The 13,804-nt window shown below is 69.9% G+C and carries 13 protein-coding genes; 8 read left to right on the plus strand and 5 right to left on the minus strand.

The genetic code is table 11. The features are described from left to right. Positions 1-18: 18 nt before the first annotated feature. A complete protein-coding gene (locus tag MF609_RS14595) occupies positions 19-840 on the minus strand; it encodes a hypothetical protein (protein ID WP_242417015.1) in 822 nt (273 codons plus the stop codon). Positions 841-943: 103 nt separating this feature from the next. Here MF609_RS14595 and MF609_RS14600 point away from each other — a divergent pair, with 103 nt between their 5' ends. From MF609_RS14600 to MF609_RS14635, 8 genes are all read left to right on the plus strand, one after another. Next, entirely contained in the window at positions 944-1,651 is a 708-nt protein-coding gene (locus MF609_RS14600) for a DUF4129 domain-containing protein (RefSeq protein WP_242417016.1), read from the plus strand. After that, positions 1,648-2,868 carry a hypothetical protein gene (locus tag MF609_RS14605; protein WP_242417017.1) on the plus strand — a complete coding sequence of 407 codons (1,221 nt, stop codon included), beginning with the start codon at positions 1,648-1,650 and terminating at the stop codon, positions 2,866-2,868. The genes MF609_RS14600 and MF609_RS14605 overlap by 4 nt, the downstream gene beginning before the upstream one ends. After that, on the plus strand, positions 2,865-3,821 hold the full coding sequence (locus MF609_RS14610) for an AAA family ATPase (RefSeq protein WP_242417018.1): 957 nt from the start codon (positions 2,865-2,867) through the stop codon (positions 3,819-3,821). The genes MF609_RS14605 and MF609_RS14610 overlap by 4 nt, the downstream gene beginning before the upstream one ends. Further along, positions 3,818-5,050, plus strand: coding sequence for a DUF58 domain-containing protein (locus MF609_RS14615; RefSeq protein WP_242417019.1), 1,233 nt, complete (start codon positions 3,818-3,820; stop codon positions 5,048-5,050). Before MF609_RS14610 ends, MF609_RS14615 begins: the two co-directional genes overlap by 4 nt. Further along, entirely contained in the window at positions 5,047-6,039 is a 993-nt protein-coding gene (locus MF609_RS14620) for a stage II sporulation protein M (RefSeq protein ID WP_242417020.1), read from the plus strand. Before MF609_RS14615 ends, MF609_RS14620 begins: the two co-directional genes overlap by 4 nt. Continuing rightward, positions 6,026-6,928, plus strand: coding sequence for an RDD family protein (locus MF609_RS14625; RefSeq protein ID WP_242417021.1), 903 nt, complete (start codon positions 6,026-6,028; stop codon positions 6,926-6,928). Before MF609_RS14620 ends, MF609_RS14625 begins: the two co-directional genes overlap by 14 nt. Before the next feature lie 47 nt (positions 6,929-6,975). Continuing rightward, positions 6,976-8,745, plus strand: coding sequence for a sensor domain-containing diguanylate cyclase (locus MF609_RS14630; protein WP_242417022.1), 1,770 nt, complete (start codon positions 6,976-6,978; stop codon positions 8,743-8,745). A gap of 105 nt (positions 8,746-8,850) precedes the next feature. Next, entirely contained in the window at positions 8,851-9,519 is a 669-nt protein-coding gene (locus MF609_RS14635; RefSeq protein ID WP_242417023.1) for a hypothetical protein, read from the plus strand. A 22-nt stretch (positions 9,520-9,541) separates the two neighbouring features. On the opposite strand, the gene MF609_RS14640 is transcribed toward MF609_RS14635, so the two are convergent. The 4 genes from MF609_RS14640 to MF609_RS14655 all read right to left on the minus strand — a co-directional run bounded on the left by MF609_RS14640 (position 9,542) and on the right by MF609_RS14655 (position 13,731). Continuing rightward, on the minus strand, positions 9,542-10,381 hold the full coding sequence (locus tag MF609_RS14640) for an HpcH/HpaI aldolase/citrate lyase family protein (RefSeq protein WP_242417024.1): 840 nt from the start codon (positions 10,379-10,381) through the stop codon (positions 9,542-9,544). Then, complete coding sequence (locus MF609_RS14645) at positions 10,378-10,827, minus strand: MaoC family dehydratase (protein ID WP_242417025.1); 450 nt, start codon at positions 10,825-10,827, stop codon at positions 10,378-10,380. The genes MF609_RS14640 and MF609_RS14645 overlap by 4 nt, the downstream gene beginning before the upstream one ends. After that, positions 10,824-12,683, minus strand: a complete 1,860-nt coding sequence (locus MF609_RS14650) for an acetyl/propionyl/methylcrotonyl-CoA carboxylase subunit alpha (RefSeq protein ID WP_242417026.1) — start codon at positions 12,681-12,683, stop codon at positions 10,824-10,826. The genes MF609_RS14645 and MF609_RS14650 overlap by 4 nt, the downstream gene beginning before the upstream one ends. 121 nt (positions 12,684-12,804) lie before the next feature. Next, positions 12,805-13,731 (minus strand): DUF3088 domain-containing protein, encoded by a 927-nt coding sequence (locus tag MF609_RS14655; RefSeq protein WP_242417027.1) that lies wholly within the window; start codon positions 13,729-13,731, stop codon positions 12,805-12,807. Positions 13,732-13,804: the final 73 nt, after the last annotated feature.

A 13,804-nucleotide genomic window follows, 5' to 3' on the forward strand; every position in this document is an offset into this window, starting at 1 on the left:
CCCTTTTTACAAACTCGTTCAGGCAAAGACGTCCGTCAGGTCATGATTGCCGGCCCCTTCCTTCGCGGTGCGGGCTTCGTGGTAGACGGCGGCGGCACCGACGGCCGGAAACACGCCGAGCAGCGTCGAGAAAAACGCCTGGATCGCCGCGCTCAGCCAGGGATCGTTGGCCCCGAGCAGCACCAGCGCCAGCCCCTGTACCATGCCGCTGACGACCAGCCAGAGCAGGCCGACCAGGACGAGCAGCAGCAACAACCGCCAGCGCATCCCGCGCATCAGGTCGCGGCTGCGCCCGAACGCTTCGATCGGCCCCTGCCCCTCCGCCGCCATGACCGGCAGGACGACGAACCAGGTGAGGATCAGCACCAGCGCGGGCACGACGAACAGCACCATGCCCACCATCAGCGCGATGCCGAACAGCATCAACATGCCGAGCGCCGGCAGCGTCCGCCGCAGCGCCATGCGCAGCGTCGCCGCCGGCTCGACCGGGCGATCGGCCAGCGTGTCGACCGCGATCCCGGTCATGAACAGCTTCAGGAAGGGATAGAGCAGCAACCACAACAGGCCGAACGGGCCGACCATCGTCACCGTCTTCACCACGCGCTCGGGATCGGTCGTACCGAACGTCGCGAACGACGTCGCCAGCGTGACCGGCACGTTCAGCAGCGCGCTCGCGCCGAACAATGCCAGCGGCGCACCCCCGATCGCGACAAAGCTGTTGGACATCACCCGGCCGATGCCGAACGCGTGGGGCGAGCGCCGCCCCTCCATCAACGCGCCACCGATCGCCACGACCAGCAGCAGCACCGGCAGCGCCAGCATCAGAATCGCGAACGCCACCATCGGATCGACCCGTTCCCCCACAGGCCGCCCCCGGCCGTCACCCGAAAGTCTGGGTGGAAAAGCGTTGCATGTAAATCGACGATTTGCTCCAAGCGTCGCCATGCCACTGCAGGCGACAGGGAGAGCGGACGTGGCGGCGGCGCAGGGGGCGGACGGACTGAGCCACGCCGTCGCGGCGGTACCGCCGATCGATTCCGCGAAGGTCGACGCCGCCTGGAAAGCGATCCGCGCCGATCCGTCGATCCAGTTCGACCTGCCCGAAAAGCTGCCCGAACCGCGCGATCCGCCGCCCGAATGGCTGGAACCGACGCTGCGCGCGATCGGCAATTTCGTCGAATGGGTCGGGGGCGGATGGCGGGTGATCCTGTGGGGGATCGCCATCGTCATCGTCGTCGCGCTGCTGTTCGCGCTGGTCCCGGGCCTGCGCGCATGGATCGCCGAAAGATTCGGCCGCAACCGCATGGTCGAGGACGCGCCGGCATGGACCCCGACCGAAACCCGCGCGCGGGCGCTGCTGGAGGATGCCGATGCGCTGGCCGCCGATGGGCGCTATGACGAGGCGGTCCACCTGCTGCTGTTCCGCAGCATCGACGATATCGTCGCATGGCGCGGCGACGTGGTGCGTCCGGCCGATACCAGCCGCGACATCGCCCGCGCCGATGCGCTGCCCGAAAACGCGCGCGGCGTCTTCGCCGGAATCGTCGCGGCGGTCGAGCGCAGCCTGTTCGGCGGGCGGGCGCTCGGTGCCGACGACTGGCAGCGGGCGCGGGCAGACTATGCCGGCTTTGCCCTGAAGGGTGCGCGATGAACCAGTCCTCGCCCTTTGCCGCGCGCACGGTCGTCATCCTCGTCATCGGCGGGGCGCTGCTGCTGCTCGCCTCGATCCTGATGTCGGGGTTCGGCGACGAGATCGCGCGCGCCACCGGGGAAGCACCGGCGGCGGACCGCAAGGACGGGGCGGGCTATCATGCGTTCCAGCGGCTGGTCGAGGCGGTGCAGCCGCCCGACTATAACGATGTCGATCCGCGCGAGAATGCGGCCATCCTGATCCTGACTCCGACGGAAGCCACCCGGCCGGCGGATATCAAGGCGATCGTCGACAAGCGCATCGCGATGGCCTCTGCGCTGTCCGATGGCGATGCGGAGGACGAGGACGGACCGCCGCTGCGCTATCCGACGCTCATCATCCTGCCCAAATGGCAGGTCGAGAAACTGCCGCTGCAGGGTGGCCGGGTGCAGCGCACCGGCGAGGTCGACGGGACGAAGCTGCAGCAGCTGGTCCCGGCCGAGGCCGACTGGCATGTCGAGGATCGCAGCGACGTTGGTCTGGTCGCCGACGACTATCCCGCGCTGCGCTCCTTCGCCCTGCCCGACCGGGGCCTCAACGCGATGGCGGGCGACGCCATCACCCCGCTGATCGGCGCGCGCGACGGGGCGGCGGTGCTGGGGCAGATCGGATCGAGCGACACGTTCGTGCTGGCCGATCCCGATCTGGTCAACAACCGCGCCATGGCCGACCAGCGCAATGCGAAGGCGGCGCTGGCGATGTTGCGCGCGATCGATCCCGAACATGACGGCCGGGCATTGTTCGACCGGTCGCTGCATTACACGCGGGGCGACCGCAACCTCGTCAAGCTGCTGTTCCTGCCACCGTTCCTGGGCGTCACGCTGGCGCTGATCGCCGCCGCCGTGCTGGCGGGGATCGCCGCCGCCGGGCGGTTCGGCCCCCCGCTGCGCGAGAAGCGGGCGGTGGCGGCGGGCAAGCGCGCGCTGATCGACAATATCGTGGCGCTGACGCGGCTGGCCGGACGCACCCCGCTGGTCGGCCCGCGTTATGCGGACATGATGCTGGAGCTGCTGTCGCGGCGGTTGCTGATGGGTGCAGCGCCATCGGCCGAGCGGCTCGACCGGGTGCATCCGGGCTATTCCGACATCGACCGTCGCCTGCGCGATGCCCGCACCGAGGGTGAGGCATTGGCGGCGGCGAAAGACCTGACCGCATGGAAGAAGGAAACAGGCGCATGACGCTCGACGAGGTACGGTCGCTGGGATCGGCGATCGACCGGGAGATACAGAAAGCGGTAGTGGGACAGCAGGACGCCGTCCGGCTGCTGACCATCGCCCTGTTCTCGGCCGGTCACGTCCTGCTCGAAGGACCGCCGGGGACCGCCAAGACGCTGCTGGCACAGAGTTTCGCGCGGACGCTGGGCCTCGATTTCGGGCGGATCCAGTTCACGCCGGACCTGATGCCGGGCGACATCATCGGGTCCAACCTGTTCAATTTCCAGACGTCGGAATTCGCGCTGACCCGCGGCCCCGTCTTCTGCGAATTGCTGCTGGCCGACGAAATCAACCGCACCCCGCCCAAGACGCAGGCGGCCTTGCTGGAGGCGATGCAGGAACGCCGCATCACCATCGACGGGCGGACCGAGATGCTGTCCGACCGCTTCACCGTGGTCGCGACGCAGAACCCGATCGAGCAGCAGGGGGTGTACCCGCTGCCCGAGGCGCAGCTCGACCGGTTCCTGTTCAAGATCGCGATCGGCTGGCCCAGCCTCGATGCAGAGCGCGCCATCGTCGCGCAGTACGGCACCCGTACCGGCACCCCAGCCCCGCAGGATTCGGGCGTGGCGCAGGTCGCCGACAACGCCGCCATCGCCGCCGCGATCGATGCGGTCGGACAGGTGCGGCTGGTCGATGAGGTGATCGACTATATCGTGCGGCTGATCCGCGCGACGCGCGACCATGGCGACCTGTCGTCGGGTGCGTCCCCACGCGCGGCGTCCGCGCTGGCGGCGGCGGCGCGGGCCGGCGCGGCGTTGGACGGGCGCGATTATGTGATCCCCGACGATGTGAAGGCGCTGGCGCCGGCATTGCTACGCCACCGCCTGATCCTGTCGCCCAGCGCGGAGATCGACGGGCGGCGGGTCGAGGACGTGGTCGCCAGCCTGATCGCATCGGTCGAAGCGCCGCGATGATCGTGCCGACGCCCCGTGCGATCCAGCTGACCGCGCTAGCCGCGCCGGTCGGGCTGGCGCTGGGCGTGCTGGCGCCGGCGGCGTGGATCGCCGCGCCGCTCTGGATCGCGGGCGTGCTGGTGCTGATCGGCGCCGACGCGGTGCTGGCGAAGAAGCCGGTGCTGGCGATGCCCGAAGGACTGCCCGCGACGCTGAACATCGGGGAGACGTTCACGATGGGCAATGCCGATATCGCCGCGGCGTTCGACGGACCGATCGAACGCACCGCGCCGGGCGGCTTTCGTGCGGAGCGGCGCGGCAAGGCGCAACTGCGGCGGCTATGGGCCAGGCGCGCCGGGCCGATGGGGCTGGCATGGCGGCAGGCGAGCGCGAAGGCCGCGCGCGATATTCCGGTCCTGCCCGATATCCGCCCGGTCCGCGATCAGGGGATGCGGCAATATCTGAACAGTGTCGCCATGGGCAACCGGCTGCGCCGCGACCATGGCGACGGGCAGGATTTCCAGGTGCTGACCGATTTCCAGCCCGGCATGGAACGCCGGTCGATCGACTGGAAGGCATCGGCCCGCCACGCCGCGCTGCTGGCGCGCGAGTTCCATACCGAACGCGACAACATGATCGTGTTCGCGGTCGACGCCGGACGCGCGATGACCGATCCGGTCGGCGACATTCCCCGTATCGACCGCGCGGTGTCGTCGGCGCTGCTGGCGGCATTCGTGGCGCTGAAGTCGGGCGACCGGGTGCGGCTCTATTCGTTCGGGGCACGGCCGCAGGTCGACAGCGGCAGCATCGGCGGCGGCACGCGCGGCTTCGCCCGGCTGCACCATGCCGCCGCAGACATCGATTACGGCGCGGAGGAGAGCAACTACACGCTCGGCCTCGTCACGCTGGATCAGAAGCTCGATCGGCGCGCGCTGGTGGTGCTCTTCACCGAGTTCACCGATACGACCAGCGCGGAGCTGCTGCTGGCGGCGGCGCAGCGGATGCTGAAGCGCCACCGGGTGCTGTTCGTGCTGTTCCGCGATGCCGAACTGGAGGAATTGCGCGATGCCGAGCCGGCACATGCCGACGACCTCGTCCGCGCCAACGTCGCCCATCTGCTGCTGCGCGACCGGGCGATCGTGGTCGAACGATTGCGGCGGATGGGGATCGACGTGATCGAGGCGACCGCCGACGCCATGCCGCTGGCGCTCGTCGAACGCTATCTGAGCCACCGGGAGCGCGGCCGATGACCGTCACCTTCGCCACCCATCATTTCCGCGCCGAACGTGAGAGCGACTGGGCGCGGCTGGAGGCGTTGCTCGACCAGCTCGAAAAGAAATCGCCGCGCCGGCTTTCGGACGACGATCTGGTCGACCTGCCGCGCCTGTACCGCGCCACGCTGTCCGCGCTGTCGATCGCGCGAGCGACGTCGCTCGACGCATCGCTGGTCGGCTATCTCGAGGCATTGTCGACGCGGGCCTATTTCGCGCTCTATTCCGCCCGCGAGCCATGGTGGCAGCAGGTTAAGACGTTCTTCGCCAGCGGATGGCCGCGCGCGGTGCGGGCGATCGCCCCCGAACTGCTCCTGTCGACCCTGCTGCTGGTCCTCAGCGCCTTTGCCGCCTATCACCTGGTCCGCAGCGACCCGGCGTGGTTTTCGGCGATGGTGTCCCCCGAAATGGCGAGCGGGCGCGACATGAACGCCAGTGCGGCAAGCCTGCGCGCCTCGCTCTATTCACCGCCCGACCAGGGCGGGCTGCATGTCTTCGCCACCTCGCTGTTTACGCACAATTCCCAGGTCGCGATCATGGCGTTCGCGCTGGGGTTCCTGTTCGGTATTCCGACGATCATCCTGTCGGTGCAGAATGGCGCGCTGGCCGGCGCGATGTTCGCAGCATTCGTGCCGCATGGCCTGGGCTGGGGCCTGTTCGCGTGGCTGATGATCCATGGCACGACCGAGATCGGGGCGATTGCCATCGCGGCGGCGGCGGGACTGCATATCGGCCGCGCCGTCGCCTTTCCCGGCGAACGCACCCGCATGGCGGCGGCGGCCGACGCCGGCCGGCGCGGCGCGGTGGTGATGATCGGCGTCATCCTGATGCTGCTGATCGCCGGCCTGCTGGAGGGGTTTGCGCGCCAGCTTGTCAACGACGACAGTGCACGGCTGGCGGTGGGCGGCGCGATGCTGGCGCTGTGGACGCTCTATTTCACCTTCGGGGGTCGCCGTGGCGCGGCGTGAGCGCAAGCCGCGCAAGCCCCGCGTGACGCGGACGCTCGACCGGCAACTGGTCACGCCCGAAGGGGTACCGCTGAACCTGCGCCTGGGATCGGCCGGCGCACGCGCGGGGGCGTTCCTGATCGATGCGATCATCATGCTGGCGGTGCTGATCGGTGCATCGCTGCTGATCGCGGCGCTGGCCATCGGTGGGCCGCGCGGGGCGACTTCGCTCTATGCGGTCATCTGGCTGCTCGGTTTCTTCCTGCTGCGCAATTTCTATTTCGTGCTGTTCGAGGCGGGCAAGCGTGCGGCGACGCCGGGCAAGCGGCTGATGAAGCTGCGCGTCGTGTCGCGCGACGGCGGGCGACTGACCGGGTCGGCGGTGCTGGCGCGCAACCTGCTGCGCGAGATCGAGGTGTTCCTGCCGCTGTTCTTCCTCGCCTTCGCCTTTGCCGAGGGGATGGCGACCGCATGGACCGCGACGCTGGCGCTGGGCTGGGCGTCGATCCTGTTGTTCCTGCCGCTGCTCAACCGCGACCGGCTGCGCGCCGGGGACGTGATCGCGGGCACTTGGGTCGTCGAACGCGAGGTGCGCAAGCTGGGCGAGGATTTGCTGATCCAGACGGCGCACGCCCACGACCAGGCCCGGATCGCCCCCTTCACTGCCGCCGAACTGGATGCATATGGCGCGTTCGAGCTGCAGCGGCTGGAAGAGGTGCTGCGCCGGAACGACCGCGCCGACCTCTATGCCGTCGCCACCGCGATCCGTGGCAAACTGGGCCGGCGCGAGGAGGGATACGACCTCGCCTTTCTCGAAGCCTATTATGCGGCGTTGCGCCATCACCTCGAACGCAAATTGCTGTTCGGTCAGCGCAAGCGCGACAAATACGATCAGTTTGGAGATAGTTAGCCGCAGGCTATACCTGCCGTTAACCGGGAACGGGTCATGTGCACCGCATGGCGACAGGCACTTTCACGCGACGGATCTGGTTGGTCACGGCGCTGGTCTATTTTCTCCTCGCCTCGCTCGCGATATTCCTGAACTGGCAGGGCGGCCTGTCGGCGGTCGCGCCCGCCACCCCGTTCCTGCTGGCGATGCTGATCGCCCGCCCCCGCCGGGATTGGCGGCCGATATTGATCGGTGCCGCGATCGGCAGCATGGCCGCGACGACGCTGTTCGGATTCGGTGCGGCGGCGGCGGTGCCGATGGCGATCGCGAAGGTCGGCGAGGTCGGCATGGCGGCATGGCTGTTCCGCAGGCTGCGGGTCCGGCGCGGCTATTTCGGATCGCTCGCACGGATCGGCCGGTTCGTCGCGGCGGTCGGCATCATCGCCCCCGCGCTGGGCGCGACGATCGCCGCCAGCGTGGTCGTCCTCCGCTTCGGCCTGCCGTTCGGGCCGCAGTGGCGTCTCTGGTTCATCGGCCACAGCCTCAGCATGATTACGCTGACGCCGATCCTGTCGCTGTTGCTGTCGGGCGTGATCGGGCGGCACTGGCGCGCCGCACCGCGCCAGCTGCGCATCGAAGCGGCCGTCTTGTTGACCACGACCGCCGTGGTGACGGCAGTCGTGTTCTTCCAGAACGCATGGCCGCTGCTGTTCCTGCCGGTATTGCCGGTGATGCTGACGACCTTTCGCCTGGGCCTGCCCGGCGCGGCGGTGGCGGCGATCATATTGGCATTGGTCGGTGGCTATGCGACCGCGCACGGATACGGCCCGACCAGCTTCATCGGCGGCGATGTGCACGAGCGCATGGCGTTCTTCCAATTCTATTTCGCCTGTGCCGTTCTGACGACCTTTCCGGTCGGCGCCGACCTCAGCCGGCGACAGGCGCTGTATCGCCGCCTGCGCGAGAGCGAGGCGCGCTATCGCCTGCTCGCCGACCATTCGACCGACATCGTGCTGGGCATCGATACCGGCGGACGCGTCACCTATCTCTCCCCCTCCATCGAGCAGATCGTCGGGCGCAGCCCGGCGCAGTTGCATGGCAGCCGCGCGCTGGAACTGGTGCATCCGGTCGACCGCGATCTGGTACTGATCGCCCACCGCGACGCGCTGCGCGATGTGGCGGGCACGCAGATCGTCGAATATCGCGCCCGGGTATCCAACGGCGCGCTGCGCTGGTTCGAATCGCATACCCGCGCGGTCCAGGGCGATGACGGTCGGGTCAGCGGTACGGTGTCGATGATCCGCGACGTGTCGCATCGCAAGGCGCGCGAGGCCGAATTGTCGCGCGCGGCATCGACCGATCCGCTGACCGGCCTGGCCAATCGCCGGGTGTTCGACGCCGCACTGGCGGAGCGCATCGCAGTTGCGGCCGACGGCGGAATCGCCGGCTGCGTCGCGGTGTTCGACATCGATCATTTCAAGGCGGTGAACGACCGCCACGGCCACGACGCCGGCGACCATGCGCTGCAGGCATTCGCCCGGATCGCGCGCGGCGTGATGCGCGATGGCGATGTGGTCGCGCGGCTGGGCGGGGAGGAATTCGGCGTCCTGTTCCCGGGCACCGGCATCGAACAGGCCCATTGCCTGTGCGAGCGTCTCCGCGCGACGCTGGCCGCGACCCGGCTGCGCCATGGCCCGGCGACGGTCGAGCTGACGGTCAGTGCCGGCATAGCTGCCATCGACGGCACGGGCAGCGCGGCCATGGTGCTGCGCGCGGCCGACCAGGCGCTTTATGCGGCAAAGGCCGGGGGGCGCGACCGGCTGCGACTGGCGGCCTGACCCCGCTTTCCCATCGCGGCACGCCATGGCCACGGATTGGCGGTGTCGACCTTGGCCGGATCGGTGCTAGGGTCGCCGGCTATCGGTGATTGGGGAGACGGTGCTTTGCGCGCAACATGGTATCGCGACCCGCGACTGGGGCTGGCGGCGGCTGGACTGGCCGGGATCGTGGTCGGCATCGCCGCCGGATCGGCCGGACAGCCCGGCTGGCGCACCGTGTTGCTGGCGCTGGCGGGCTTCGCGCTGGTCGCATGGGGATGGTTCGCGGTGCAGGGCATTGCGTGGGTCTGGCGCCAGCCCGATCGCGCCGACGTGCTGCGCGCGCTGACGCTGCAACGCAGCCAGCACGCCTTCAACCAGGCCGCCTGGAACCGGTTCGACCGGGATGCGGCGATGCTACGGATGCTGCTGGCCGAACGCGCGCTGATCCCGATCGAAGCGGAACTGGTGCGCCACGCCATGGCGGTCGAACGCTTCGACGCGGTCGCCGCGACCCTGCCCGATTTTTCGCAGGCGGCGGCGCATTGGTACGACATCGCGTCGCAGGGCCATGCCGGCCTGCCCCCCGCCACCCCGGTCCCGACACCCGCCGCGCTGGAGGAAGCCGCGCAGCAGGTGCCCGCGTCGCTGACCGGCGAAGAGGATCGCCGTGCCGCGCTCCATTATCTGGCGGTGCGAAAGCGGCTGGCCGCCGACCGGGCGGCGGTGGAGCGGGAGCGGACGGCAGCGCTCAGGAAACTGGCCGCGCCGCCGCCCGGCGTCCCGGTGGAATAGATCCTCCGCCCGCGGGGAGGAATCAGCGTGTTGCCAATATCCGCCGCGCCTGTTTCAGGTGCGGGGCATCGACCATGCGGCCATCGACCTGCAGCGCGCCCGCCTGCGGGTTAGCGGCGAAGGCGTCGACGATCGCCTGCGCCCGCGCGACCGCTTCGGCCGAGGGGGTGAAGGCGGCGTTGATCGGCGCCACCTGTGCCGGGTGGAGCGCCATCATCGCCGTAAAGCCGTCACGCGCCGCCCGCGCGGCATAGGCGGCGAGGCCCGCTTGGTCGCGGATCGCCGGATAGACGGTATCGATCGCCGCGACCCCGGCGGCGTGGGCACCGAACAGGGTCAGCGACCGGGCCAACTCGTAAGGCGCGGTGTAGCGGCCATCGCCCTCGCGCGAGGTCGTCGCACCGATGGCGGCGGGCAAATCCTCCGCGCCCCAGGTGATGCCGGCAAGGCGGTGCGCGACCGCCGCGTAACTCCCGAGTTGGAAGATCGCCGCCGGAGTCTCGGTCGCGATCGGCAGGAGCGGCATATCGGCGAGTCCGCGCTCGGCCAGCAGCGTATCGAGCGTGGCGATGGTCGCCGCCCCTTCCGCCTTGGGCACCATGATCCCGTCCGGGCCGGTGCCGGCCAGCGCGTCGAGGTCGGCGAGCGCCAGCGGGGTGTCGACCGGGTTTATCCGCACGAAGCGCGGCAGCGACGCCCCCTCGCCCAGCCAGTCCCGGACCGCAGCGCGCGCGCCGTCCTTCGCAGCGGGGGCGACGGCATCCTCCAGATCGAGGATCAGCGCGTCCGCCCCGCTTGCCGCCGCCTTGGCAAAACGGTCCGCCCGGTCGCCGGGAACGAAGAGGAGCGAGCGCAGCGTCATGGCCGGCGCTGCATCAGCGCGGTGCGCAGGCAGCGGCAGACGACCTCGCCCCGCTGGTTATGGAGTTCATGGGTGAAGGTGACGATGCCGGCATCGGGACGCGAGCGGCTGTCCTTCAGGGCGGTGACCTCCGTCGTGGCGCGCAGCGTATCGCCGAGGAACACGGGCTTGGGCATCACCAGCTGGTCGTAGCCGAGGTTCGCGACGAGCGTGCCGAGCGTCGTCTCCCCTACCGACAGCCCGACCATCAGCGCGAAGGTGAAGGTGCCGTTGACGAGGATCTGCCCGAACTCCGACGCCTTCGCCGCCTCCGCATCGATGTGCAGCGGCTGCGGGTTGTGGGTCATCGCCGAGAAGAGGAGATTGTCGGTCTCGGTCACCGTCCGGCGGATCGGGTGGTCGATCCGGTCGCCGACCTGCCAGTCGTCATAATAGCGGCCGGTCATGCGGCGTCCTTTTCGATGCGGGCCAGCACCACGCCCTCCGCGACCTGCCCACCGGGGGTGGCGACAAGGTCGGCGACCGTGCCGTCGAACGGGCTGAGCAGCGCCTGCTCCATCTTCATCGCCTCCAGTACCACCAGCCGCTGGCCGGCGGTGACGCGGTCGCCCGCTGCAACCTCCACCGCGACAATGCGGCCGGGCATCGGCGAGAGAATCGCGCCGTCGCCGGCCGAGGCACCCCCGCCCTGCCCCGCGACCGGCGCGGCAAAGGGAAAGGCTTCGCCATCGGCGAACAGGACGCGTTCCTGGCCGACCTGTGCGACGGTACCGGTAGCCTGCGGCGTGGCGAGGCGGGTGCTGCCGCCGATCGCGACCGCCACCCGGTCGTCGGGCGCGGCGTTAAGGCGGAAGCCGGTGAGCGCGCGCCACGGGTCGGTCGGGTCGCGTTGGACCAGTGCCGCCGCCGCCGCTCCGGCGATGGCGGCCGACGCGGTGCCATCGGGGACGAGCCGGTCGGCATGGCGTTCGATGAATCCGGTATCGATCGCTTCGCCGACAAAGTCCGGGTCGCCGGCGCAGCGGGCGAGGAAGGCGGCGTTGGTGCGCACCGGCCAGACCTGTACCGACGCGGCGGCGGCAGCCAGCTTCGCGGCAGCGGCGGCGCGGTTGGGGGCGTGGACGATCAGCTTGGCGATCATCGGATCATAATGCGGCGTCACCGCATCGCCCTGGCGAACCCCGGCGTCGACGCGGATGTCGGTCGGGAGGTAGAGATGGGTCAGCGGCCCGGTCGACGGCAGGAAGCCGGTTGCCGGATTTTCGGCATAGAGCCGCGCTTCCATCGCCCAGCCGGTGATTGACAGGTCGCCCTGCGTCCTGGGCAGGGGTTCGCCGGATGCGACGCGCAACTGCCATTCGACCAGATCGGTACCGGTGATCGCCTCGGTCACCGGATGTTCGACCTGCAGCCGGGTGTTCATCTCCATGAACCAGATGCGGTCGGCGCGCAGCCCTTCGGAGGCGTCGGCGATGAATTCGATGGTGCCCGCCCCGACATAGTCGACCGCACGGGCGGCGCGGACGGCGGCGTCGCACACCGACGCGCGGGTCTCCGCGTCCATGCCGGGCGCGGGCGCTTCCTCGATCACCTTCTGGTGGCGGCGTTGCAGCGAACAGTCGCGTTCGAACAGGTGGACGGCGTTGCCATGGGTGTCGCCGAAGACCTGCACCTCGATATGGCGGGGCGACAGGATATATTTCTCGATCAGCACGCGGTCGTCGCCGAACGAGGCAGCGGCTTCGCGGCGGCAGCTGTCGAGCGCGTCGGCAAAGGCGGCCGCATCGTCGACGCGGCGCATCCCCTTGCCCCCGCCGCCGGCCACCGCCTTGATGAGGACGGGGTAGCCGATGGCGTCGGCCTCGGTACGCAGGCGTTCGCCCGATTGGTCCTCGCCGAGATAGCCCGGCGTCACCGGCACGCCGGCGGCGATCATCCGCGCCTTGGCCGCGTCCTTCAGGCCCATCGCGCGGATGGCGGAGGCCGGTGCGCCGACCCAGACGAGGCCGGCGGCGGCGACTGCCTCGGCGAACTCGGCATTTTCGGACAGGAAGCCGTAGCCGGGGTGTATCGCGGCCGCGTTCGTCGCGCGGGCGGCGGCGAGGATCTTCGCCTGGTCGAGATAGCTCTCGCGTGCCGGGGCCGGGCCGATACAGACGGCTTCGTCCGCTTCCGCCACGAAGGGCAGGCCGGCATCGACGTCGCTATGCACCGCGATGGTGCGCACGCCCAGCCGGCGCGCGGTGCGGATGATGCGCCGGGCAATCTCTCCGCGATTGGCGATCAGCAGCGATTCGATCATCGCGCCGCTCCAAAGTTCACGAAGTTCACACTCGTGCGCAATGCGTGCGGTGCGCGACCTCGGCCGGGGGACGACGCCGCCCGCCGATGGTCTGCCACGGCGGGCGGGTTGTAGGAAAGGGTCATGGATGCGCCTCCGGGAAACCGTGACGGACGTGCAGCGCGTGAAGCAGCCCCTTGAGATCGCTTACGAAATAGGTTCCGTCATGCCGCCCGTCGGCCAGCGCCGGATCGGCGTTGGCGCTGAGGACCAGCAGCGGGAGGTTCTGGTGTGCCTCGCCGACCACCGCGATCACCTGTTCGCGCGGGCGGGAATAGGGGATGCGGATGACCTCCAGCATCGTCGCCTTGTCCGGGAAACGCGCCAGCAGTCCGTCGACGGTGATGCAGTCGCGGCAATAGAAGGTCCGGTCGGGATAGGCCGGGTCGGTGAAGCTCGGGTCGAGCAGGTAGAGGCGGTCGCGCATGGGCTGTTCCGTGGGCAGGGCGTCGCGGTCGGGATCGGTCGCGAGGCGGTCGGAGGTCGGGATCGGGCGGTCGGGGTCGATCCGCGCGCCCATCAGGGCGGCGGCGGCGAGCGCGAGGTCGCGGGCGCTGACCTCCGCCGGGGTGGCCGGCGGCGGTTGCAGCGGATCGGCGATGGCAGCGCGGGCGGTGGCGGGATCGGCGGCGAAGGCGGCAGTCAGCGCCCGCGCGACCGCTTCGGGAAGCGGGGTGGTCGGGTTGGCCACGTCCGCAGTGCCGGGCATGGGGGGCGCGGTCGGTGAGGTCGCCTGCCCGGTCGGCTGCGGATGCGCGGCGAGTTGCGCCTCCACTTCCGCGGTTACGCGGGCGACGGTCGCGATGAAGCTGGACAGTGCCGTGCCCGGCGGCAGGCTGGCGATGGCGCGGGTAACCATCGCCACGATCGCGTCATAGGCGACGGTGTCGACGCCGAGCGCGGTCGTCGGGGTGGCGGGCGCGGCCGGGGGTTGGGGCTTGCCGGGGGTGACGCCGACGTCCTGCGGGCCGGGCGGGCGGATGGGGGGCAGGCCGGAGATGCTGGTCATGCTTCCCCTTCCCCACGCCAAGCGTACCCCGGCAGTGGCGAAACCTTCGCAGACCAACCCAATCCGTACCCCG

It is taken from the genome of Sphingomonas panni, from assembly GCF_022664435.1.
Lineage (GTDB): Bacteria > Pseudomonadota > Alphaproteobacteria > Sphingomonadales > Sphingomonadaceae > Sphingomonas > Sphingomonas panni.